Source organism: Paramicrobacterium salitolerans, assembly GCF_051513965.1.
Lineage (GTDB): Bacteria > Actinomycetota > Actinomycetes > Actinomycetales > Microbacteriaceae > Paramicrobacterium.
The window spans coordinates 533,560-554,419 of sequence record NZ_CP195847.1 but is presented as its reverse complement, the minus strand read 5'-3'; the positions used below and the strand labels follow the sequence as shown (position 1 = coordinate 554,419).

At 65.4% G+C, this 20,860-nt stretch carries 30 protein-coding genes; 1 reads left to right on the top strand and 29 read right to left on the bottom strand.

The genetic code is table 11. From position 1 onward, the window contains the following. Positions 1-117 precede the first annotated feature (117 nt). The 6 genes from ACSAGD_RS02655 to ACSAGD_RS02630 form a co-directional block, all read right to left on the bottom strand. Positions 118-1,263, bottom strand: a complete 1,146-nt coding sequence (locus ACSAGD_RS02655; RefSeq protein ID WP_437584183.1) for a mannitol-1-phosphate 5-dehydrogenase — start codon at positions 1,261-1,263, stop codon at positions 118-120. Further along, entirely contained in the window at positions 1,263-1,700 is a 438-nt protein-coding gene (locus tag ACSAGD_RS02650; protein WP_437584182.1) for a PTS sugar transporter subunit IIA, read from the bottom strand. Before ACSAGD_RS02650 ends, ACSAGD_RS02655 begins: the two co-directional genes overlap by 1 nt. Continuing rightward, positions 1,697-3,229 (bottom strand): PTS mannitol transporter subunit IICB, encoded by a 1,533-nt coding sequence (locus ACSAGD_RS02645; protein ID WP_437584181.1) that lies wholly within the window; start codon positions 3,227-3,229, stop codon positions 1,697-1,699. Before ACSAGD_RS02645 ends, ACSAGD_RS02650 begins: the two co-directional genes overlap by 4 nt. Before the next feature lie 5 nt (positions 3,230-3,234). After that, the gene (gene ptsP, locus ACSAGD_RS02640; protein ID WP_437584180.1) at positions 3,235-4,902 is read right to left on the bottom strand and encodes a phosphoenolpyruvate--protein phosphotransferase; all 1,668 of its coding nucleotides are present in this window, start codon (positions 4,900-4,902) and stop codon (positions 3,235-3,237) included. A gap of 42 nt (positions 4,903-4,944) precedes the next feature. Next, on the bottom strand, positions 4,945-5,211 hold the full coding sequence (locus ACSAGD_RS02635; protein WP_437584179.1) for an HPr family phosphocarrier protein: 267 nt from the start codon (positions 5,209-5,211) through the stop codon (positions 4,945-4,947). Positions 5,212-5,290: 79 nt separating this feature from the next. Next, positions 5,291-5,602, bottom strand: coding sequence for a PTS sugar transporter subunit IIB (locus tag ACSAGD_RS02630; protein WP_437584178.1), 312 nt, complete (start codon positions 5,600-5,602; stop codon positions 5,291-5,293). Between the two features lie 176 nt (positions 5,603-5,778). Here ACSAGD_RS02630 and ACSAGD_RS02625 point away from each other — a divergent pair, with 176 nt between their 5' ends. Continuing rightward, positions 5,779-7,692 carry a BglG family transcription antiterminator gene (locus ACSAGD_RS02625; protein WP_437584177.1) on the top strand — a complete coding sequence of 638 codons (1,914 nt, stop codon included), beginning with the start codon at positions 5,779-5,781 and terminating at the stop codon, positions 7,690-7,692. Positions 7,693-7,735: 43 nt separating this feature from the next. Here the strand turns inward: ACSAGD_RS02625 and ACSAGD_RS02620 are convergent, their stop codons facing one another. The 23 genes from ACSAGD_RS02620 to rplC form a co-directional block, all read right to left on the bottom strand. Next, complete coding sequence (locus tag ACSAGD_RS02620; protein ID WP_437584176.1) at positions 7,736-8,605, bottom strand: aminodeoxychorismate lyase; 870 nt, start codon at positions 8,603-8,605, stop codon at positions 7,736-7,738. A 15-nt stretch (positions 8,606-8,620) separates the two neighbouring features. Beyond that, positions 8,621-9,418: a type I methionyl aminopeptidase gene (gene map, locus ACSAGD_RS02615; RefSeq protein WP_437584175.1), complete on the bottom strand. Its 798-nt coding sequence runs from the start codon at positions 9,416-9,418 to the stop codon at positions 8,621-8,623. Positions 9,419-9,468: 50 nt separating this feature from the next. Next, positions 9,469-10,077, bottom strand: a complete 609-nt coding sequence (locus tag ACSAGD_RS02610; protein ID WP_437584174.1) for an adenylate kinase — start codon at positions 10,075-10,077, stop codon at positions 9,469-9,471. After that, positions 10,074-11,396 carry a preprotein translocase subunit SecY gene (secY, locus tag ACSAGD_RS02605; protein WP_437585092.1) on the bottom strand — a complete coding sequence of 441 codons (1,323 nt, stop codon included), beginning with the start codon at positions 11,394-11,396 and terminating at the stop codon, positions 10,074-10,076. Before secY ends, ACSAGD_RS02610 begins: the two co-directional genes overlap by 4 nt. A gap of 161 nt (positions 11,397-11,557) precedes the next feature. Then, complete coding sequence (rplO, locus tag ACSAGD_RS02600) at positions 11,558-12,178, bottom strand: 50S ribosomal protein L15 (protein ID WP_437584173.1); 621 nt, start codon at positions 12,176-12,178, stop codon at positions 11,558-11,560. Beyond that, the gene (rpmD, locus tag ACSAGD_RS02595; protein WP_437584172.1) at positions 12,178-12,363 is read right to left on the bottom strand and encodes a 50S ribosomal protein L30; all 186 of its coding nucleotides are present in this window, start codon (positions 12,361-12,363) and stop codon (positions 12,178-12,180) included. The genes rplO and rpmD overlap by 1 nt, the downstream gene beginning before the upstream one ends. Continuing rightward, on the bottom strand, positions 12,363-13,052 hold the full coding sequence (rpsE, locus tag ACSAGD_RS02590; RefSeq protein ID WP_437584170.1) for a 30S ribosomal protein S5: 690 nt from the start codon (positions 13,050-13,052) through the stop codon (positions 12,363-12,365). Before rpsE ends, rpmD begins: the two co-directional genes overlap by 1 nt. Before the next feature lie 23 nt (positions 13,053-13,075). Beyond that, on the bottom strand, positions 13,076-13,435 hold the full coding sequence (gene rplR, locus ACSAGD_RS02585; RefSeq protein WP_437584169.1) for a 50S ribosomal protein L18: 360 nt from the start codon (positions 13,433-13,435) through the stop codon (positions 13,076-13,078). A 2-nt stretch (positions 13,436-13,437) separates the two neighbouring features. Further along, positions 13,438-13,974 (bottom strand): 50S ribosomal protein L6, encoded by a 537-nt coding sequence (gene rplF, locus ACSAGD_RS02580; protein WP_437584168.1) that lies wholly within the window; start codon positions 13,972-13,974, stop codon positions 13,438-13,440. Positions 13,975-13,980: 6 nt separating this feature from the next. Further along, entirely contained in the window at positions 13,981-14,379 is a 399-nt protein-coding gene (gene rpsH, locus ACSAGD_RS02575; RefSeq protein WP_437584166.1) for a 30S ribosomal protein S8, read from the bottom strand. A gap of 102 nt (positions 14,380-14,481) precedes the next feature. Then, positions 14,482-15,072, bottom strand: a complete 591-nt coding sequence (gene rplE, locus ACSAGD_RS02570) for a 50S ribosomal protein L5 (RefSeq protein ID WP_437584165.1) — start codon at positions 15,070-15,072, stop codon at positions 14,482-14,484. Then, on the bottom strand, positions 15,072-15,437 hold the full coding sequence (gene rplX / locus ACSAGD_RS02565; RefSeq protein ID WP_437584164.1) for a 50S ribosomal protein L24: 366 nt from the start codon (positions 15,435-15,437) through the stop codon (positions 15,072-15,074). Before rplX ends, rplE begins: the two co-directional genes overlap by 1 nt. Positions 15,438-15,439: 2 nt before the next feature. Further along, the gene (gene rplN, locus ACSAGD_RS02560; protein ID WP_437584163.1) at positions 15,440-15,808 is read right to left on the bottom strand and encodes a 50S ribosomal protein L14; all 369 of its coding nucleotides are present in this window, start codon (positions 15,806-15,808) and stop codon (positions 15,440-15,442) included. A gap of 32 nt (positions 15,809-15,840) precedes the next feature. Then, positions 15,841-16,140 carry a 30S ribosomal protein S17 gene (rpsQ, locus tag ACSAGD_RS02555; RefSeq protein ID WP_437584162.1) on the bottom strand — a complete coding sequence of 100 codons (300 nt, stop codon included), beginning with the start codon at positions 16,138-16,140 and terminating at the stop codon, positions 15,841-15,843. Positions 16,141-16,142: 2 nt separating this feature from the next. Beyond that, positions 16,143-16,463, bottom strand: a complete 321-nt coding sequence (gene rpmC, locus ACSAGD_RS02550; protein WP_437584161.1) for a 50S ribosomal protein L29 — start codon at positions 16,461-16,463, stop codon at positions 16,143-16,145. Continuing rightward, on the bottom strand, positions 16,463-16,882 hold the full coding sequence (rplP, locus tag ACSAGD_RS02545; RefSeq protein WP_437584160.1) for a 50S ribosomal protein L16: 420 nt from the start codon (positions 16,880-16,882) through the stop codon (positions 16,463-16,465). Before rplP ends, rpmC begins: the two co-directional genes overlap by 1 nt. A 2-nt stretch (positions 16,883-16,884) precedes the next feature. Further along, complete coding sequence (gene rpsC, locus ACSAGD_RS02540; RefSeq protein ID WP_437584159.1) at positions 16,885-17,637, bottom strand: 30S ribosomal protein S3; 753 nt, start codon at positions 17,635-17,637, stop codon at positions 16,885-16,887. Further along, positions 17,637-18,029 carry a 50S ribosomal protein L22 gene (gene rplV / locus ACSAGD_RS02535; RefSeq protein WP_437584157.1) on the bottom strand — a complete coding sequence of 131 codons (393 nt, stop codon included), beginning with the start codon at positions 18,027-18,029 and terminating at the stop codon, positions 17,637-17,639. Before rplV ends, rpsC begins: the two co-directional genes overlap by 1 nt. Positions 18,030-18,055: 26 nt before the next feature. Continuing rightward, positions 18,056-18,337 carry a 30S ribosomal protein S19 gene (rpsS, locus tag ACSAGD_RS02530; RefSeq protein ID WP_437584156.1) on the bottom strand — a complete coding sequence of 94 codons (282 nt, stop codon included), beginning with the start codon at positions 18,335-18,337 and terminating at the stop codon, positions 18,056-18,058. A gap of 12 nt (positions 18,338-18,349) precedes the next feature. Continuing rightward, positions 18,350-19,189: a 50S ribosomal protein L2 gene (rplB, locus tag ACSAGD_RS02525; RefSeq protein WP_437584155.1), complete on the bottom strand. Its 840-nt coding sequence runs from the start codon at positions 19,187-19,189 to the stop codon at positions 18,350-18,352. A 17-nt stretch (positions 19,190-19,206) separates the two neighbouring features. Then, entirely contained in the window at positions 19,207-19,506 is a 300-nt protein-coding gene (gene rplW, locus ACSAGD_RS02520; protein WP_437584154.1) for a 50S ribosomal protein L23, read from the bottom strand. Further along, on the bottom strand, positions 19,503-20,192 hold the full coding sequence (gene rplD, locus ACSAGD_RS02515; RefSeq protein ID WP_437584153.1) for a 50S ribosomal protein L4: 690 nt from the start codon (positions 20,190-20,192) through the stop codon (positions 19,503-19,505). Before rplD ends, rplW begins: the two co-directional genes overlap by 4 nt. A 4-nt stretch (positions 20,193-20,196) precedes the next feature. Next, positions 20,197-20,853, bottom strand: coding sequence for a 50S ribosomal protein L3 (gene rplC / locus ACSAGD_RS02510; protein ID WP_437584152.1), 657 nt, complete (start codon positions 20,851-20,853; stop codon positions 20,197-20,199). Between the last annotated feature and the right edge of the window lie 7 nt (positions 20,854-20,860).

Genomic DNA, 20,860 nt, shown 5'->3' with positions numbered 1-20,860 from the left:
AGTACTGCAGTTTTTCGGCTCATGGTTTGGATCAACATGGCTCGAGGCTATGAGCAGTCTTGTTCACTGGCAATGCACAACACATATCCCACATGCGCTGGGAGCGCGAGCGGCCGCTCAGCTGCGGGTGACGGCCGCGACCTCGTCACGAACGCGAGCGAACAGCGGATGCTGCTGTTCCAGGCCCATCACCTGCGTGGTGAAGTCATCCGCCGACAGCTCCTCGAGCAGTTCCGCCATCTCCTGACTCTGCTCGTCTTCTGGAACATGGAACTGCAGCGCCGCTCCGATCGCCTCACACAGTGCGTCGAGCTCTCCCCCGCGCTCGGCGATGGCGGCAGCGGGCTCGATGAACCGCTCATGTCTGCTGAGCTTCCGCAGCGGCTGGCGTCCCACACGCACAACTGTGTCAGGGAGGTGCCGGTTTGCGAAGCGCGACAGGATCGTCTCGCGATACGCGGACTGCTCCGCGGAGTCGAGCCCGTGCGCGTCGATGAGATACGCGGAGGTCTCCTCCAGCACGCGGCGCACCTTCTCCCCGACGACCGGATCGGCCGCGGCATCCGCGATGAACTCGTGCCCCGCTAGGAACCCGAAGTACGCCGTGGTCGCGTGCCCCGTGTTGACCGTGAAGAGCTTGCGCTCGATGTACGGACGCAGCGCGTCCACGAAGTGAGCACCCGGCAGGTGCGGCTCCGCACCGCCGAAGGGCTCACGCTCGACCACCCACTCGTGGAAAGCCTCGACCGTCACGTCGATGCCCGCATCGGCGTCCTGCGCGGGCACGATGCGATCGACAGCCGTGTTCGCGAAGATCGCTCGCGATGCGAGAGCGTCCCAGTCGGCCCCGGCGTTCTCCGCGATGTGCTCGCGCAGGGTGTCGGTGGCCCCCAACGCGTTCTCGCACGCCATGATCGCCACCGGCGAGGCATCCTCAGCTCGCGCTGCGAGGCCCGACGCGATCGCCGGGGCGATGAAGCGCAGCACATTCGGGCCGACCGCCGTCGTGATGACGTCTGCGGTGGTGAGCTCCCGCACGAGTCCGGCCTCGTCCTCGGCCGAGTTGATCGCGCGGAACTTCGTCACGAGGTGGTCGCGAGCGCCGTCGCCCACCTCGTGAACGGTGTAGCTGTCGGCGTCCTGCAACGCCTGGATCAGCTGCGGGTTCACGTCGGAGAAGACCACCTCGTACCCGGCCTCGTGAAGCAGAAGCCCGATGAAGCCTCGTCCGATGTTGCCCGCTCCGAAGTGAACCGCCTTCATTATTCGTTGACCTCCTGCAGCAGGGAGTACAGCGCGTCGGCGTCAGCGGCGTCGATGAGCTGCTGAACCGACTCCTCCTCCGAGAAGATGATCGCGATCTTCGACAGGATCTCAAGGTGTTCGTTCTCCACACCGGCGATGCCGACGACGAAGCGCACCTCCTCGCCGTCCCAGTCGATCGGGTTCGCGTAGCGGATGAACGAGAGGGCGGATGCCGAGATCTCGTCCTTCGCCTCGTTGGTTCCGTGCGGAATCGCGAGGTAATTGCCCATGTAGGTCGACACGGTCTTCTCACGTTCGCGCATCGCGTCGACGTATGCCTCGGTCACGGCTCCCGCGGCGACGAGCAGCGCGCCCGCCTCCGCGATCGCCTCGTCGCGCGTTGACGCTGTCCCCTCGGCGACGATGTTGCGCCGTGCCAGGATGTCGCTTGTCATTCGGTCTCCCCCTTGCCCTTGCTTTCGGCCACCCGAGACACGACCTCGTCGTACCGCGGGCTGTTCATGAAGTTGTCGACGGAGACGTGCGAGGAGTTCGGTGACTTCAGACGTGCACGCTCCGTGAGTTCATTCTGCGTCACAACGATGTCTGCGTCACCTGTCAGATTGGCGATCGCCTGGTTCGTGACCTTTACATCGGTGATTCCGGCCTTCTTCAGTTTGTTGCGAAGCACGGATGCCCCCATAGCGCTCGAGCCCATGCCCGCATCGCACGCGAAGACGATGCTCTCAATGGGCCCGGCGTCCGTCGCGGTCGCAGTGGCATCGGCATCCGTCTCGGCCTCTGCACCGCCCATGGTGCCGAGCACGCTCGACTTCTTGCCCTTGTTTGCCTCGGTCTTCGCGATCGCGGCCGAGAGATCACCCGCGTTCTCGTTCTCGAGGTCGCGCTTGCGGGATGCCCGCAGGATCACAGCCGAGATGATGAACGACACCGCCGCCGCTCCCACGACCGAGAGGATGACACCCACGTAGCTGTCCGGCGCAGTCTGAATGAGCACCGCGATGATGCTTCCCGGGGATGCCGGTGCACGAAGCCCGGTCTGGAAGGCAGCGTTGATCGCGACACCCGTCATGCCACCGGCGATCGCCGCGATGATGATCATCGGCTTCATGAGCACGTACGGGAAGTAGATCTCGTGGATGCCGCCGAAGAACTGGATGATGGCGGCGCCCGGTGCGCTGGCCTTGGACATGCCGACCCCGAAGAACATGAAGGCCAGCAGGATGCCGACGCCGGGGCCGGGGTTCGCCTCGATGAGGAAGAGGATCGACTTGCCCTGCTCCGCCACCTGGTCGACGCCCAGCGGGGTGAAGACGCCGTGGTTGATCGCGTTGTTCAGGAAGAGCACTTTGCCGGGCTCGACGAGCAGGCTCGCGAGCGGCAGCAGGTGGAGGTTCACGAGCCAGCCGACGCCGACCTCGAGTGCGTGGCTGAGGCCCGAGACGAGCGGGGCCACGCCGAAGAATCCACCGAGGGCGAGCAGGCCACCCAGGATGCCGGCGGAGAAGTTGTTGACGAGCATCTCGAAGCCCGCCCTGATCTTGCCGTCCCAGATGCCATCGACCTTCTTCATGATCCAGGCCGCGAGCGGTCCCATGATCATGGCGCCGATGAACATCGGCACGTCGCTTCCGACGATGACGCCCATCGTCGCGATCACGCCGACGACTCCGCCGCGGACGTCGTACACCATCTTGCCGCCCGTGTAGGCGAGCAGCAGCGGCAGCATGTACGTGATCATCGGTCCGACAAGTCCGACGTAGGCGTTGCCGTCGGCATCCTCACCGAAGCCGCCGAGCTGCGGCACCGGGGTCCATCCGGTCTCGATGAAGAACGCCGTGATGAGACCCCACGCGATGAAGGCCCCGATGTTCGGCATCACCATTCCGGAGAGGAAGGTTCCGAACCGCTGCACGCGAACCCGGACCCCTCCCTTTCGTGAAGTGCTGGACGTCGTCGTCATTGTGATCACTCTTTCTGTAGCGGAGCGGCCGCTTCATCGGCGGCCGCGCGCGCCGACGCCGCATCTTCGGCGGCGAGGGCGAGGGTGGCGAGATTGCGCGCAGCGTCGAGATCGAACTGCGCGAGGGAGTGCCGCACATCCGCGAGCGCGGACGGCGACATCGAGAGGGTGGTTGCTCCGAGGCCGACGAGCACGACGGCCAGGAGCGGGTCTGCGGCAGCCTCACCGCAGATTCCGACGGGGCGACCGGCTGCGGCGCCCGCAGCTCCGACCTCGCCGATGAGCCGCAGCACGGCAGGGTGCCACGGGTCTTGGAAGTGCGCGACGGAGCCGAGCAGGCGGTCCGCCGCGAGCGTGTACTGGGTGAGGTCGTTCGTGCCGATGGATGCGAAGTCGGCGTGCGCGAACGCGCGCTCGGCCAGAAGTGCGATCGACGGAACTTCGACCATGATGCCGGCCGTCTTCAGGCCGACCTCGTGCGCGAGGGAGACGAAGTACTCGGTCTCCTCGACGGTCGAGACCATCGGCGCCATGACCCACAGGTCCGCCTCGGTCTGCGCGTCAGCCGCGGCGAGCGCGCTGAGCTGATCGCGCAGGATCTGCTCGTTCGCCCGCAGCGCCCGCAGTCCGCGGAGGCCGAGTGCAGGGTTCTCCTCCGCCGCGTCGTTCAGGAAGGGCAGGGGTTTGTCGGCACCCGCGTCGAGTACACGCACCGTGACCTTCTTGCCGGGGAACGCTTGCAGCAGCTTCACGTAGTGCGCGGTCTGCTCATCGATGCTGGGCGCGGTGTCCCCCGCGTCGAGGAACAGGAACTCGGTACGGAACAGTCCGACGCCCTCGGCACCGAGGTCAGCGGCATCCTGCGCCCCGTCGCTCGAGCCGAGGTTGGCCAGGAGCGGAACGGATGTGCCATCGGCGAGCGCGCCCGGGGTGATGGGGGCGGATGCCGCGGCCCTGCGCTCTGCGATGCGCCGCTCGGCGGCAGCAATCGCCTCCGAGCTCGGCTCCGTCACGATCGAGCCGGATGCGGCATCCACCACGACCTCCGTGCCGTCGGCGATGCTCAGCACGTCGAGCGCGCCGACGACAGCCACGATCGACTTCTCCCGCGCGAGGATCGCGGTGTGAGAGGTCGGGCCGCCGTCGCTCGTCACGAGTGCCTGGACCTTGTCGAGATCGAGCAGCGCGGTGTCTGCGGGAGCGAGATCGCGTGCGATCAGCACGAACGGTTCATCGGGCTGCGGCACACCGGGAGCGGAGACTCCCTGAAGGTCAGCGATGACGCGCTGCGACACATCGTCGAGGTCGGCGGCGCGCTCCCCCAGATAGCCGCCCATCGCGGCGAGCTGGTCGCGGAATGACCCGAAGGCCTCGAACACGGCGCGCTCGGCCGTCTTTCCGGAAGCGGTCGCCTGGGTCACAAGGTCGATGAGCGACGGGTCCTCCGCCATCATCGCCTGCGCTTCGAGAACGTCGCGGGCGGTGCCGCCGGCGAGCTCGCCGCGCTTCTCCAGTTCACGCGCGACAGCCGACATGGATGCCGCGGCGCGCGCAGCCTCATCATCAGCGGTTCGCGTGCTCGCCGTGTCGTCCGGCTCAGGCAGCGGATCCGGCATGCGCAGCGTCCGTCCGACGGCGACGCCCTGCCCGATTCCTGTTCCCGTGAACTCCATCAGCGACCTCCTCGTTCCCGCGAGGCCGCGCGAAAGGTGCGGTCAGGCCTCGTCTTGATCGGTGACGAGCAGCTCCTCGAGCTCGTCAAAGATTCGTTCCTCGCCGTCGCCCTCGACCGTGAGCGTGACCTCGTCACCGTGGTCCACTCCGAGCGAGATGACGCCGAGGATGCTCGCCGCGTTGACGGACTTGTCACCCTTGGCGATGGTGACAGTCGCGCCGGACGCCGCAGCGGCCTGTGTGAAGAGCTTGGCCGGGCGAGCGTGCAGCCCGTGCGACGATCCGATTCTGATGAGACGTTCCACCATGTTGTCCTCCACCGTCGCGCGTGGTTGCTGTGCTTGTCACCATAGCCCGAGCGCTTGTTCGGGCACAACGAATTCGGTGTCATCGGCCCGCTCCTGCGACGTCGAGAGCGAGGTCGAGCGCCTCGTCGCCGGTGGGCGACGAGAAGACGTTCTCCGGCATGATGGCGAAGCCGACTCCGGCCTGCTGCGCAAGCGCTTCGAGGTCGTGCGCCTGCGCCGCGAGGTGCGCGCCGAGCAGCAGCACGTCTGCACTGTCGAGCCTGCTCGCGATGTCTTCGACCGTGACCGCCTTCGCCGTCACGTCGAGGTCTCGGGATGCCGCCGCGCGACGCACGCGCATCGCGACGAACGTCGACGACGCTCCCGCTCCGCACGCTACGAGAATCCGCATGGCGTTCCTCCTTCGCGATTCGACACCTCATGCCTGACTTCGAGTCTCGCCGTGGTCGCGAGCGCCTGCCAGCCGACGGTCTTCCGCCCGGGCGGAAGTCCTTCCGGGCAGAAAATCTCCCTCACGCGCGCGAGAAACTGGTTGACTCGTGGGTGCATGATGTCCAGAGGAGGATCGTGAGCGCAGACCGGCAGTCGCAGGTGCTCGAGCAGCTCGTCCGCTCGGGCGGCTGGCTGACGTCGGGGGAGCTCGCCGACAGCCTGGGCGTCTCCGACCGCAGCATCCGCTCGTACATCGCGGCGATCAAGACCAAGGCCGACCCGATCACGGTCGTCGAGGCCGGCCCCGAGGGGTATCGCATCAACCGCGATGGCTATGCGGAGTACCGGCGTGCGACGGGCACCGGTTCGGAAGGCACCCCGCGCGAGCGCGTGTACCGCCTGGTCCGGCGGTTGGTCGATGATGAGACGGGCTTCGACGTGTACGAGGCGGCGGCCGATCTTTTCGTGAGCGACTCGACTCTGGATGCCGATCTGACACGCATCCGCTCGATGCTCGGCGACACCTCGCTGGAGCTGCGCCGTACCGGCAGTCGGGTGACGCTGCGCGGCTCGGAGCTCGAGCGGCGACGCCTGCTGACGCGACTCTTCCGCGAGGAGACCGGGTCGGGCATGACCGAGCTCGACGCCATTCAGCGCGAGTTCGAGTCGGCGAACCTCGGATCGTTCAAGACGGACCTGATCGACGCGCTTCGCGACCGCGGCTACTACATCAACGACTACGGCATGGACAACGTGCTGCTGCACATCGCGATCGCCGCAGACCGTGCCGGCAAGAGCGGAGCGGTGGACGGCCACGGGCGCGCTCCCGCGGGAGGCGCGGAGCTCGCCGGCATCCTCTCGGACCTCGCCTCGACGCACTTCCCCCGCGGCCTCGACCACGGCGATATCGGCTACCTCGCGTATCTGCTGGCGACGCGCGCCGTCGCACCCGGCCCCGACGCGGACGCCTCGGTCGCGGCATCCGAGTATTTCACTCCCGACGAGTTCGACATGGTGCGCCGCATCACGACTCGCGCCGCAGAAGAGTACCTCGTCGATCTGTCGGACACCGACTTCCTGACCCGCCTCACTGTTCACGTGAGCAACCTGCTGGAGCGCGCGGAAGACCAGTCGTTCTCGCGCAACCCGCTCACGAAGTCGATCAAGTCGGCGTACCCCATGATCTACGAGCTCGCGGTCTTCATCGCAAGCGGCCTGCACGAGGCGTGCGGCATCGTCGTCAACGACGACGAGATCGCTTACATCGCGATGCACGTCGGTTCCCACCTGCAGCAGCAGACCCGCCGCGAGGACCTCGCAACGTGCATCATCGTCTGCCCCGGGTACTACGACCTGCAGGCGCGCCTCGCGGACCGCGTGACGCAGGCACTCGGCGATGCTCTCACCGTCACACAGGTTGTGACGCGCACCGACGTTCCGTGGAGCCGTCTCGACGCCGATCTCGTGCTGTCCACGCTCGACCCGCCCGTGCCCGACGACCGCATCGTGCAGATTCAGCCTTTCCTCTCCCCCGGCGACATCGACCGCGCGCGCCAGGCGCTCAGCCGCGTGCGACGGTTGACGCGACGGGCCGCGATCCGCGACGAGCTGCTGCGCTATCTCGACGAGCGGCTGTTTCTGCGCAACGTCTCCTGCGACGACGAGGAGTCCATGATCCGGCTTCTCGGCGAACGGATGCGTGAGCTCGGCGTCATCGACGAGACCTACGTGCAGGGAGCCATCGATCGCGAGCGGATGTCGTCGACGGCGTTCACTGACACCCTCGCGGTGCCCCACGCGATGGAGATGACCGCGACGCGCACCTCCATCGCGATCGCGGTCAACGAGCACAGCATGCCGTGGGGCGACGGACGCGTGAACGTCGTCGCACTCATCGCCTTCAGTGCGGAGGGACGAGCGCAGTTCCAGGAGGTCTTCGACCAGTTCGTCGAGGTGTTCTCGGAGCGCGACGAGGTGGCGCGCATCATTCGCGGTGCGCGGACGTTCGGCGATTTCATCGACGAGCTCGTTCGCACGATGGACAGCTGATCTTCGTGACGCGCTGAGGCTCCGTCTGCACCGCTCCGGTCGCTCAGACCTCGGTCAGCAGGTGCTCGTTCATGCGCGCCGTGATCTCGGCATCCACCGGCAGCTCGCGTCCGTCGATCGCGGTGATGGGAACGACGAGGCGCACGCTGGAGACCAGCCACGCGGCATCCGCCTCGCGCACCTCGTCGGCGCGCACACGGCGCGACTCGGTCGCGAAACTGTTCTGCTCGGCCCACGCGAACAGCTCACGCTGCGTCGTGCCGGGGAGGTTTCCATCGCCGGATGCCGGCGTGACGAGCGTGCCGCCCTGACGCAGGATCAGCGACGATGTCGGTCCCTCAAGCGCGTAGCCTTCGAGCGACGTGAAGATGACGTCATCGGCCCCGCGACGTCTGGCCTCGCGCAGCGCAGCCATGTTCGGGGCGTAGGAGAGGGTCTTCGCGCCCGCGAGCATCCATGGCGCCCGCGTGGCAATGTCGATCGGCCAGCCCCGGTCGAGCAGGGCGACCCGAACGCCGGTCGTGCGCGCGGAGACGTCGCTCGCCGACTCCTGGCCGGTGATCCAGCATGTCGGACCACGACCCGGCAGTCCGCGCGTGATGACGAGCCGGATCACCGCGGCCCCGACCGTCGGCAACTCCGCGAGGACCACATCGATCGCGTGCGCCCACTGCTCGAGGTCAGGCTCCGGCAGGTCCATGATGCGCGCCGACGCCGCGAGACGGCTCAGGTGCGCTTCTGCCTTGCGAACGGAGCCGTCGTTCACTCCGATCGTCTCGAAGATGCCATCGCCACGAGCGGCGCCGGCGTCGAAGAGGCTCAGGGCCGGAGCATCCTCATCGACCCGTGTCAACAGTGCGTCGAGAGCATCGGATGCCGTCTGACGCGGACGGAGCAGATAGACGACGGTCATGTGCCGACACTACCCTCAGGCGATGGGCGTCGGTGTCACACCGAACGGCGCGAGTCCTGCCGCTCCCCCATCGTCGGCCGTGAGCACCCAGATGCCGTCCTTGTGGACCGCGACGCTGTGCTCCCAGTGGGCCGCAGCCCCGCCGTCGGAGGTTGTGACGGTCCAGTCATCGCCCTCCACGTGCGTCTCGGGCGATTTTTCGACCATCATGGGTTCGATCGCCACGACCAGGCCCGGCTTCACAACCGGTCCTGCCTGACGAACGCGATAGTTGAAGACGGGCGGCTCCTCGTGCATCGACCGCCCGATGCCGTGCCCCACGTAGTCCTCGATGATGCCGTAAGCCTCGCCGTCCGCGTCGGGGTGGGTCTCAATGTAGGTCTCAACCGCGTCTCCGACCTCATTGAGGTTGGATGCTCGCGCGAGACGAGCGATGCCCGCCCACATGGATCCCGCGGTCGCCTCAGAGAGACGCTCGCGTGCGGCGACCAGCTCGGGTCGCTCTGGGTCCGGCACCACGACGGTCGCAGCCGAGTCGCCGTTCCAGCCCGCCACGATCGCGCCGCAGTCGATGGACACGATGTCGCCGGGTTCGATGATGCGAGATCCAGGGATGCCGTGCACGACCTGATCGTTGACGGAGACGCACAACGTGTGCTCGTACCCCGGCTCAAGCTTGAAGTTCGGTCGGCCGCCTCCATCGAGGATCACCTTCTCGGCGATCGCATCGACCTCCCCGGTCGTCACGCCGGGGCGCACGGCCGCGCAGGCCGCCTGCAGGGCTCGCGCCGTGAGCAGGCCGGGCTCGCGCATCAGCCGAAGCTGTGCCGGTGACTTGTAGATGGAGCGACGCAGAGGGCGCATCAGACGGCGACGGCCAGTCCGCGCTCCTGCAGTGCGCCGAGCACGCGCTCGCTGACCTCGTCGATCGAGCCGAGGCCGTCGACGCTCACGACGAGCCCGCGGTCCGCGTACGCGGCGATCACCGGCTCGGTCTGCTCCTGGTAGACCTCCTGACGGTGGCGGATGACGTCCTCCGTGTCGTCGGAGCGTCCCTGCTCCGCAGCGCGCTTCAGCAGACGCGCGACGACCTCGTCGCGATCAGCGGTGAGCTGCACGACCGCGTCGAGCTGGTGGCCGGATGCCGCGAGGATGCGGTCCAGCTCCGTGACCTGTTCCGTGGTGCGCGGGTAGCCGTCGAGCAGAAAGCCCTGCGCGGCGTCGTCCTGCTGCAGGCGATCGGCCACGATCTCGTTCGTGAGCGAGTCGGGCACGTAGCCCCCGCTCGAGACGATCTCGTCGACCTTCTTGCCGAGTTCGGTGCCCTCGGCGATGTTCTTCCGGAAGATGTCTCCCGTCGAGATCGCCGGAATCCCGAACGCCGACGCGATTACCGCTGCCTGCGTCCCCTTTCCAGCTCCAGGTGGACCAACGATCAGCAGGCGCACGCCCGTCGTTCGAGATTCTGTCATCGCAGCAACCCTTCGTAGTGTCGCTGCTGGAGCTGCGAGTCGATCTGCTTGACCGTCTCAAGTCCAACACCGACGATGATGAGAATCGACGCCCCACCGAACGGGAAGTTCTGGTTCGCACCGACCGTCGCGAGCGCGACCAGCGGAATCAGGGCGATCAATCCGAGATACAGAGATCCGGGCAGCGTCACCCGGGTCAACACGTAGTCCAGGTACTCCGCCGTGGGGCGACCAGCGCGGATGCCCGGGATGAAGCCACCGTACTTCTTCATGTTGTCGGCGACCTCCTCCGGGTTGAACGTGATCGCCACGTAGAAGTACGTGAACCCGATGATCAGGAGGAAGTAGATCGCCATGTACAGCGGGTGGTCCCCGTTTGTGAGGTACGTGGTGATCCAGGTGACCCACGCCGCGGGCTGTTCGCCAGCCGCCGGCTGGTTGAACTGCGCGATGAGCGCGGGGAGGTAGAGGAGCGACGAGGCGAAGATGATCGGGATAACACCGGCCATGTTCACCTTGATCGGAATGTAGGTGCTGTTTCCGCCGTAGGTGCGGCGGCCGACCATGCGCTTCGCGTACTGCACGGGGACGCGACGCTGCGACTGCTCGACGAACACGACCGCGATGACGACGACGCATCCGATTGCGAGCACGAGCAGGAAGGTCTCGAAGCCGTGCGACTCGGCGATCGCCCACAGCGAGCTCGGGAAGGTCGCGGCGATCGAGGTGAAGATCAGCAGCGACATTCCGTTGCCGATGCCGCGCTCGGTGATGAGCTCACCCATCCACATGATGAGACCGGTGCCCGCCGTCATGGTGAGGACCATGAGGAGAACCGCGTACCAGGTGTCGTCGGTGATGAGGGAGCTGCACTCCGCGCCTGAGTTCGTGCCGAACAGCGCACCGCTTCGTGCGACTGTGATCAGCGTGGTCGACTGCAGGACGCCGAGGAAGATCGTGAGGTAGCGCGTGTACTGGGTCAGCTTGCTCTGGCCCGCCTGCCCCTCCTTGTGAAGGGTGTCGAAGTGCGGGATGACCACGCGCAGCAGCTGGGTGATGATCGACGCCGTGATGTAGGGCATGATGCCGAGGGCGAAGATCGAGAGCTGGAGAAGAGCTCCACCTGAGAACAGGTTGACGAGCTCGTACAGACCTGTCGTGCCCTGGTTCTGGGCCAGACACTTCTGGACGTTGCCGAAATCGACGAACGGCGTCGGGATGAACGAGCCGAGTCGATACAGGGCGATGATGCCGAGTGTGAAGCCGATCTTCCGACGCAGGTCGGGGGTGCGGAAGATCCGCGCAATAGCGCTAAACAACAAGGGCCTCCTGGGTTGAGCCGGCCTTTCGGCTCGCCATGCCTACAGTGAACCCTCCGAAATCGAAGGGCCCAGCAATCGAATCTAGCCGATTACTGGGCCCAACGAACAATCGGAGGCACGATTCGCAGACAGTGGCGAGTCGCACGACCAGTCGTGACTTACTTGACCGAACCGCCGGCTGCGACGATCTTCTCCTCAGCCGAGCCCGAGACCTTGTCGACCTCGACGTTCAGCTTCACGGAGATCTCGCCGTTGCCGAGAACCTTGACCTTCTCGTTCTTGCGAACGGCGCCCTTGGCGACGAGGTCGGCGACGGTGACGTCTCCACCCTTCGGGTAGAGCTCAGCCAGACGCTCGAGGTTCACAACCTGGTACTCGACCCGGAACGGGTTCTTGAACCCGCGCAGCTTCGGCGTACGCATGTGCGCCGGGAGCTGGCCGCCTTCGAAACCGGGACGAACCTGGTAACGAGCCTTCGTACCCTTGGTTCCACGGCCTGCCGTCTTACCCTTCGAGGCCTCACCGCGACCGACACGGGTCTTCGCGGTCTTGGCGCCCGGGGCCGGACGGAGGTGGTGCACCTTCAGGGCCGGCGTCGAAGCTTCGTCAGCCTTCTCAGCCTTCTTGGCAGCAGGCTTCTTCGCGGCGGGCGCCTTCTTCTCAGCGGTCGCAGCGGAGTCGGCCTTCTTGGCAGCCGGCTTCTTGGCGGGGGCCTTCTTCTCAGCCTTCGCCGCGGGAGCGGTCGTCTCTTCCGAGACGTCCTTCTTCTCGTCAGCCATTAGTCGATCTCCTCAACCTTCACAAGGTGGGAAACAGCGTTGACGTAGCCGCGGTTCTGCGAGTTGTCTTCGCGGACGACCACGTCACCGATGCGCTTGAGCCCGAGGCTGCGGAGCGTGTTGCGCTGGTTCTGCTTCTCACTAACTTTGGACTTGATCTGCGTGATCTTCAGACGTGCGGCCATTACGCACCTACCTTTGCAGCGGCAGCGGCCTCAGCGGCACGCGCCTCGATCTGCAGCAACTTGGCCGGAGCGACCTCGTCATACTCCTTGCCACGACGGGCGGCGACAGCGCGAGGCTCCTCGAGCTGCTTCAGCGCCTCGACGGTCGCGTGCACGATGTTGATGGTGTTCGACGAACCGAGCGACTTGCTCAGAACGTCGTGGATGCCAGCGCACTCCAGGACGGCGCGGACCGGGCCACCGGCGATAACACCGGTACCGGCAGCGGCAGGGCGCAGGAGCACCACACCGGCAGCGGCCTCACCCTGGATGGGGTGCGGGATGGACTGGCCGACGCGGGGAACGCGGAAGAAGTTCTTCTTCGCTTCCTCGACGCCCTTCGAGATCGCGAGGGGAACCTCGCGAGCCTTGCCGTATCCGACGCCCACGACGCCGTTTCCGTCACCGACGACGACAAGAGCGGTGAAGCTGAAGCGACGTCCACCCTTGACGACCTTGGAGACACGGTTGATCGTGACGACGCGCTCCAGGAACTGGTTCTTGTCGTCGCGACCGCCACGGTCACGTCCCTGGCCGCGGCCCTGGCCACGGTCACGGCCGCCACGGCGTCCGCCACGGCCCTCGTCCTGACGAGGCGCGGTGCCGGCAGCGGTCTCTACCGGCTTCTCAGCAGTCTGGTCTGTAGCCACGTCCTGCTCCTTCTTTGCTTCGCTCACAGGTTCAGCCCACCCTCTCGAGCACCTTCGGCGATCGCCGCGACGCGTCCTGCGTAACGGTTTCCACCACGGTCAAATACAACGGACTCGATTCCGGCGTCCTTCGCACGCTCTGCGACGAGCTCGCCGACCTTCTTGGCCTTGGCGGACTTGTCGCCCTCGAACGAGCGCAGGTCGGTTTCGAGAGTGGAGGCCGACACGAGCGTGTGGCCCTTCGAGTCGTCCACAACCTGAACGAACACGTGACGCGAGGAACGAGTGACGACGAGGCGCGGACGCTCGGCAGTACCCGTGATCTTCTTGCGAAGGCGCGCGTGACGACGGATGCGGGCTGACGACTTGGTCTTGACAGCCATGCTTACTTACCAGCCTTTCCGGCCTTGCGGCGAATGACCTCGCCTGCGTAGCGCACACCCTTGCCCTTGTACGGCTCAGGCTTGCGGATCTTGCGGATGTTGGCAGCGGTCTCGCCGACTGCCTGCTTGTCGATGCCCGACACCGTGAGCTTGTTGTTGCCCTCGACGGTGAACGTGATGCCAGCGGGCGGCTCAACCAGCACCGGGTGCGAGAAGCCGAGCGCGAGCTCGATGTTCGAGCCCTTCTGCTGCACGCGGTAACCGGTGCCGACGACCTCGAGGGCCTTGCTGTACCCCTGGGTGACACCGATGATGTTGTTGTTGATCAGCGTGCGCGTGAGGCCGTGGAGCGAACGCGACTCGCGCTCGTCGTCCGGACGGCTCACGGTGATCTGTCCGTCATCGACCGTGGCGACGATCGGCTCGGCGACCGTGAGAGCGAGCTCGCCCTTCGGTCCCTTCACCGTGACGACCTGGCCGTTGACGGCGACATCGACCCCTGCGGGGATGTCAATGGGAAGCTTTCCAATACGTGACATGACGCGTTACCACACGTAAGCGAGGACTTCCCCGCCGACGCCCTTCTTCTCGGCCTCGCGGTCCGTCAGAAGACCGGAGGAGGTTGACATGATTGCGACGCCGAGCCCGCCGAGGACCTTGGGCAGCTCGGTCGACTTCGCGTACACCCGGAGTCCCGGCTTCGAGACGCGCTTGATGCCCGCAATCGAGGGCTCGCGGTCCTGGCCGAACTTCAGGGTCAGGGTCAGTGTCTTGCCGACGCGAGCGTCCTCGACCGTCCAGCCGGTGATGTAGCCCTCGTTGGTGAGGATCTCGGCGATGTGGCTCTTGAGCTTCGAGTGCGGCATCGACACCGTGTCGTGGTGTGCGGTGTTCGCGTTGCGCAGTCTGGTCAGCATGTCTGCGACCGGATCTGTCATTGTCATGAGTTATTTCCTTTGTTCACCAGGTTTCGTACACCCGTTACACGAATGCAGACCTGTGGTGTGATCGGGGCCGGCGGTGTGCCGGCCCCGTGAGACCACGAGTTACGCAGCCTCGTTCGACTTGAACGGGAAGCCGAGCGCCTTCAGGAGCGCGCGACCCTCGTCGTCGTTCTTGGCCGTGGTGACGACAGTGATGTCGAAACCGCGAACCCGATCGATCTTATCCTGGTCAATCTCGTGGAACACGGACTGCTCAGTAAGACCGAAGGTGTAGTTGCCGTTTCCGTCGAACTGACGGTCGCTGAGCCCGCGGAAGTCGCGGATGCGCGGAAGGGCAAGCGACAGGAGGCGGTCGAGGAACTCCCACGCGCGGTCACCGCGGAGGGTGACGTGCGCGCCGATGGCCTGGCCCTCGCGCAGCTTGAACTGCGCGATGGACTTGCGAGCCTTCGTGACCTGCGGCTTCTGTCCGGTGATCTTGGTCAGGTCGGCGATAGCGCCGTCGATGACCTTGCTGTCACGAGCAGCGTCGCCGACGCCCGTGTTCACAACGACCTTCACAAGTCCGGGGACCTGGTGGATGTTGTCGAACCCGAACTGCTCCTTGAGCTGCTGCGAGATCTCCGTCTTGTACTTCTGCTTCAGGCGCGGCTGGATTTTGCCAGCGGGCGCAGCAGTTGCGGTGTCTGTCATTACTTCAGGTCCTTACCAGACTTCTTGTCGTAGCGAACGCGGACCGTCTTCTTGACGCCGTCCTTCACGACTTCTTCGTTGCGGAAGCCGACCTTGACCGGCTTCTTGCTGTCGGGGTCGACGAGCACAACGTTCGAGATGTGGATCGGAGCCTCGTGAGTCTCGAGACCACCGGTCTTGGTGCCGCGCTGGGTCTGACCCTGGCGAACGTGCTTGGTGATGTAGTTGACACCCTCCACGATCACGCGGTTCTTCTCGACGAGCACCTCGATGACGCGACCCTGCTTGCCACGGTATCCACCGCGCTCCTGGGTCGGGCCGCTGATGACCTGGACCAGGTCACCCTTCTTGATCTTTGCTCCCATGACTAGATAACCTCCGGTGCCAGCGAGACGATCTTCATGAACCGCTTGTCACGCAGCTCGCGACCGACCGGTCCGAAGATGCGGGTGCCGCGAGGCTCACCGTCGTTCTTCAAGATCACTGCGGCGTTCTCATCGAACTTGATGTACGAACCGTCCTGACGACGGGTCTGCTTCTTCGTGCGAACGATGACCGCCTTGACGATATCGCCCTTCTTCACGTTGCCGCCGGGGATCGCGTCCTTGACGGTGGCGACGATGGTGTCACCGAGGCCAGCGTAGTGACGGCCGGATCCGCCGAGCACGCGAATCGTGAGCAGCTCCTTGGCGCCGGTGTTGTCGGCGACCTTGAGCCGTGATTCCTGCTGAATCATTCCTTACTCCTTCTCACAGCAAGCCGTCGGGCTTACTTGGCCTTCTCGAGAATCTCGACCAGGCGCCACCGCTTGGTGGCGCTCAGCGGACGGGTCTCGTCGATGACAACCAGGTCACCGATGCCGGCCTGACCCTGCTCGTCGTGCGCCTTCACCTTGGAGCTGCGGCGGATGACCTTGCCGTACAGCGGGTGCTTCACGCGGTCCTCGACCTCAACGACGATGGTCTTCTCCATCTTGTCGCTGACGACGTAGCCGCGAAGCGTCTTGCGGTAGCCGCGGGCAGGAGCGCCTGACGCGGCCTCGGATGCTGCCTTTGCAGACTCAGCCATGTCTAGGCCTCCTTCGTCTCGTCTGCCTCAGCTGCCTCTTCAGCGGCCTTGGCCTTCTTGCTCTTGCGGGTCGCCTTCGCGGGAGCCTCGACAGGTGCCGGGGTGGCACGGATGCCGAGCTCGCGCTCGCGGATCACCGTGTAGATGCGAGCGATGTCGCGCTTGACTGCGCGAAGTCGCCCGTGCGTCTCCAGCTGACCGGTCGCTGCCTGGAAGCGGAGGTTGAACAGCTCTTCCTTCGCCTTCCGCAGCTCGTCTGTCAGACGCTCGTCTTCAAATGTGTCGAGCTCTGCGGGAGTGAGCTCCTTGGAACCGATCGCCATTACGCGTCGCCCTCCTCGCGCTTGATGATGCGTGCCTTGAGGGGCAGCTTGTGGATTGCACGGGTGAGTGCCTCGCGGGCGAGCGTCTCGTCGACACCTGCCACCTCGAAGAGCACACGACCCGGCTTGACATTGGCGACCCACCACTCGGGCGAGCCCTTACCGGAACCCATGCGGGTCTCAGCCGGCTTCTTGGTGAGCGGGCGGTCCGGGTAGATGTTGATCCACACCTTTCCACCACGCTTGATGTGACGGGTCATTGCAATACGAGCAGCCTCGATCTGGCGGTTCGTGACGTACGCAGGCGTGAGTGCCTGGATGCCGTACTCACCGAAGCTCACCTTGGTGCCACCGGACGCCTGTCCGGTGCGCACCGGGCGGTGCTGCTTGCGGAACTTAACTCTGCGGGGAATCAACATGATTAAGCACTGGCTCCTTCTGCGACCGGTGCCTGAGCCTCACGAGGCTGGCGGCGGGAACGGTCGTTGCGCTCGCGGCCCGACTTCGAGCTGGCCTGCTCGCGAGCAAGTTCCTTGTTGGTGACGTCGCCCTTGTAGATCCAGACCTTGACACCGATGCGACCGAACGTCGTACGTGCCTCGTAGAAGCCGTAGTCGATGTTGGCGCGCAGGGTGTGCAGCGGAACGCGACCCTCGCGGTAGAACTCCGAGCGGCTCATCTCGGCGCCGCCGAGACGACCGGACACCTGGATGCGGACACCCTTGGCGCCGGCGCGCTGAGCGCCCTGCAGGCCCTTGCGCATCGCGCGGCGGAACGCCACACGTGCGGAGAGCTGCTCGGCGATGCCCTGCGCGACGAGCTGAGCGTCGGCCTCGGGGTTCTTGACCTCGAGGATGTTCAGCTGGATCTGCTTGCCGGTGAGCTTCTCGAGCTCGCCGCGGATGCGCTCTGCCTCTGCACCACGACGACCGATGACGATGCCCGGACGTGCCGTGTGGATGTCCACGCGGACGCGGTCACGGGTGCGCTCGATCTCGATGCGGGACACACCGGCGCGGTCGAGCGAGGTGGTCAGCAGGTTGCGGATCTTGACGTCTTCAGCGACATAGTCGCTGTAACGCTGCCCCGACTTGGTGCTGTCTGCGAACCAGCGCGACACGTGGTCGGTGGTGACACCAAGGCGGAAGCCGTACGGGTTGATCTTCTGGCCCATTACTTGCTCGCCTTCTTTGTTTCCGTGGCCGCGCTGACCTCGTCCGGCGTCGAGAGGACGACCGTGATGTGGCTCGTGCGCTTGTTGATGCGGAAAGCACGACCCTGCGCGCGCGGCTGGTACCGCTTGAGCGTCGCTCCTTCGTCAACGTAAGCCTTGGTGATGTACAGGTCCTGCTCGTCGAGGAAGGTGTTCTCGGCGTCCGCCTTCACGCGAGCGTTGGCGATGGCCGAGGCGACCAGCTTGTAGACGGGCTCGGATGCACCCTGCGGGGCGAACTTCAGGATGGCAAGTGCCTCCTGCGCCTGCTTGCCGCGGATCAGGTTGACGACGCGGCGAGCCTTCATGGGGGTGACGCGGATGTGTCGCACTCGTGCGATCGACTCCACCATTTCTATTCCTCCTTCACGTCACCGCGTCAGCGGCGACGGCCCTTCTTGTCGTCCTTCACGTGACCACGGAAGGTGCGGGTCGGAGCAAACTCGCCGAGCTTGTGGCCGACCATGCTCTCGGTGACGAACACCGGGATGTGCTTGCGACCGTCGTGAACGGCGATGGTGTGTCCGAGCATGGCGGGCACGATCATCGAACGACGCGACCAGGTCTTGATGACGTTCTTGTTCTTCGCCTCGTTCGCGGCAACCACCTTGCGGAGCAGGTGTTCGTCAACGAAGGGGCCCTTCTTGAGACTGCGTGGCATCTTCTACAACTCCTACTTGCGCTTCTTACCGGTGGGCCGACGACGAACGATGAGCTTGTCGCTTTCCTTGTTGGGGTGGCGCGTGCGGCCTTCCTTCTGGCCCCACGGGCTGACCGGGTGACGACCACCGGAGGTCTTGCCCTCACCACCACCGTGGGGGTGGTCGACGGGGTTCATCACGACACCGCGGACGGTCGGGCGGACGCCCTTCCAGCGGTTGCGGCCTGCCTTGCCCCAGCTGATGTTCGCCTGCTCGGCGTTGCCCACCTCGCCGATGGTCGCGCGGCAGCGCGCATCGACGTTGCGGATCTCGCCCGAGGGGAGACGCAGCTGAGCGTAGGGGCCGTCCTTCGCGACGAGACGCACCGAGGCACCGGCCGAGCGGGCGAGCTTGGCTCCCCCACCGGGCTTGAGCTCGATCGCGTGCACGACGGTACCGGTTGGGATGTTGCGCAGCGGGAGGTTGTTGCCGGGCTTGATGTCGGCGCCTGCACCCGACTCCACGATGTCGCCCTGCTTGAGCTTCTCGGGAGCGAGGATGTAACGCTTCGTGCCATCGACAAAGTGGAGCAGCGCGATGTGTGCGGTACGGTTCGGGTCGTACTCGATGTGAGCGACCTTGGCGTTCACGCCGTCCTTGTCATTGCGACGGAAGTCGATGACACGGTACTGACGCTTGTGGCCACCGCCGATGTGGCGGGTGGTGATGCGACCCTGATTGTTGCGGCCACCGGTCTTCGACAGCGGACGCAGGAGAGACTTCTCCGGCGTCGTGCGCGTGATCTCGTGGAAGTCGGCGACACTCGAGCCACGACGACCCGGGGTCGTGGGCTTGTACTTACGAATAGCCATTGTTTATTCCTGTACTCCTAGCCGACAGCCGTGAAGATGTCGATGGAACCGGATGCCAGCGTCACGATGGCGCGCTTGGTGTCCTTGCGCTTGCCGATGCCGAAACGAGTGCGGCGCGACTTGCCCTGGCGGTTCAGCGTGTTGACCGAGGCGACCTTCACGTCGAAGATCTTCTCGATCGCCAGCTTGATCTCGGTCTTGTTCGAGCGCGGGTCGACGATGAAGGTGTACTTACCCTCGTCGATCAGGCCGTAGCTCTTCTCGGAAACGACCGGTGCGATGATGATGTCGCGGGGGTCCTTGATTGTCTGGCTCATGCCGAGACCTCCTCAGTTGCTTCAGCCGAGCTCGCGGTCGCCTTGACCGACTTGCCCGAGGCCGGACCCGCGACGAAGCCGTCGAAGGCAGCCTTGGTGAAGACGATGTCGTCGGAGACGAGGACGTCGTAGGCGTTGAGCTGGTCGTAGGTGAGAACGTGCACCGTCGGGATGTTGCGGACGGCGCGGAAGCTCGCCTCGTCGCTGCGGTCGATCACCGCGAGAACGTGCTTCGAGTCCGCGACAGTCGCGAGGTACTCAGCGGCGTTCTTGGTGAGGCGCTCCTCTGAGACCGCGAAGGTCTCGACGACGTGGATGCGGCCAGCACGGGCACGGTCCGAGAGGGAACCGCGCAGTGCGGCGGCGATCATCTTCTTGGGGGTGCGCTGACCGTAGTCGCGGGGCACCGGACCGTGGACGATTCCACCACCGGTGTGCTGAGGCATACGGATCGAGCCCTGACGAGCGCGGCCCGTGCCCTTCTGCTTGAACGGCTTGGCGCCGGAACCCGAGACCTCACCGCGGCCCTTGGCCTTGTGGGTGCCCTGGCGAGCAGCAGCCTGCTGTGCCACGACGACCTGGTGAATCAGCGGGATGTTGGTCTGAACATCGAACACCTCGGCAGGAAGGTCGACCGAACCGGTCTTCTTGCCCTTGGCGTCGAGAACGTCGAGCGAGGTAGCCATTGAACTACGCTCCCTTCACTGCGTTGCGGACGAAAACGATGCGGCCGCGGGGACCGGGAACGGCACCCTTGACGAGCATGATGCCCTTCTCCGCGTCGATGGAGTGAACCGTGAGGTTCAGAACGGTCACGCGGTCGCCGCCCATGCGGCCGGCCATGCGCTGGCCCTTGAACACGCGTCCCGGGGTGGCCGAAGCACCGATCGAGCCGGGCTTGCGGTGGTTGCGGTGAGCACCGTGAGATGCGGAGACGCCTTGGAAGTTGTGGCGCTTCATCACACCGGCGAAGCCCTTACCCTTCGAGGTGCCGACGACGTCGACCTTCTGTCCGGCCTCGAAGACGCCCTCGACGGTGAGCTCCTGACCGAGTGAGTAGTCAGCAGCATCCTCCGTGCGCACCTCGGTGAGGTGGCGGCGAGGGGTGACGCCAGCCTTGGCGTAGTGGCCGGAAGCAGGCTGAGTGACCTTGCGCGGGTCGATCTCGCCGGCGGCGATCTGAACGGCGTTGTAGCCGTCGATCTCGGGCGTACGCACCTGGGTGACGACGTTCGGGGTGATTTCGATGACGGTGACGGGAACGACCTTGCCTGCTTCGTCCCACACCTGGGTCATGCCGAGCTTCTTGCCGAGCAGACCCTTGCTGGTCTTGTTCTGCGTAGACATGGGTTCC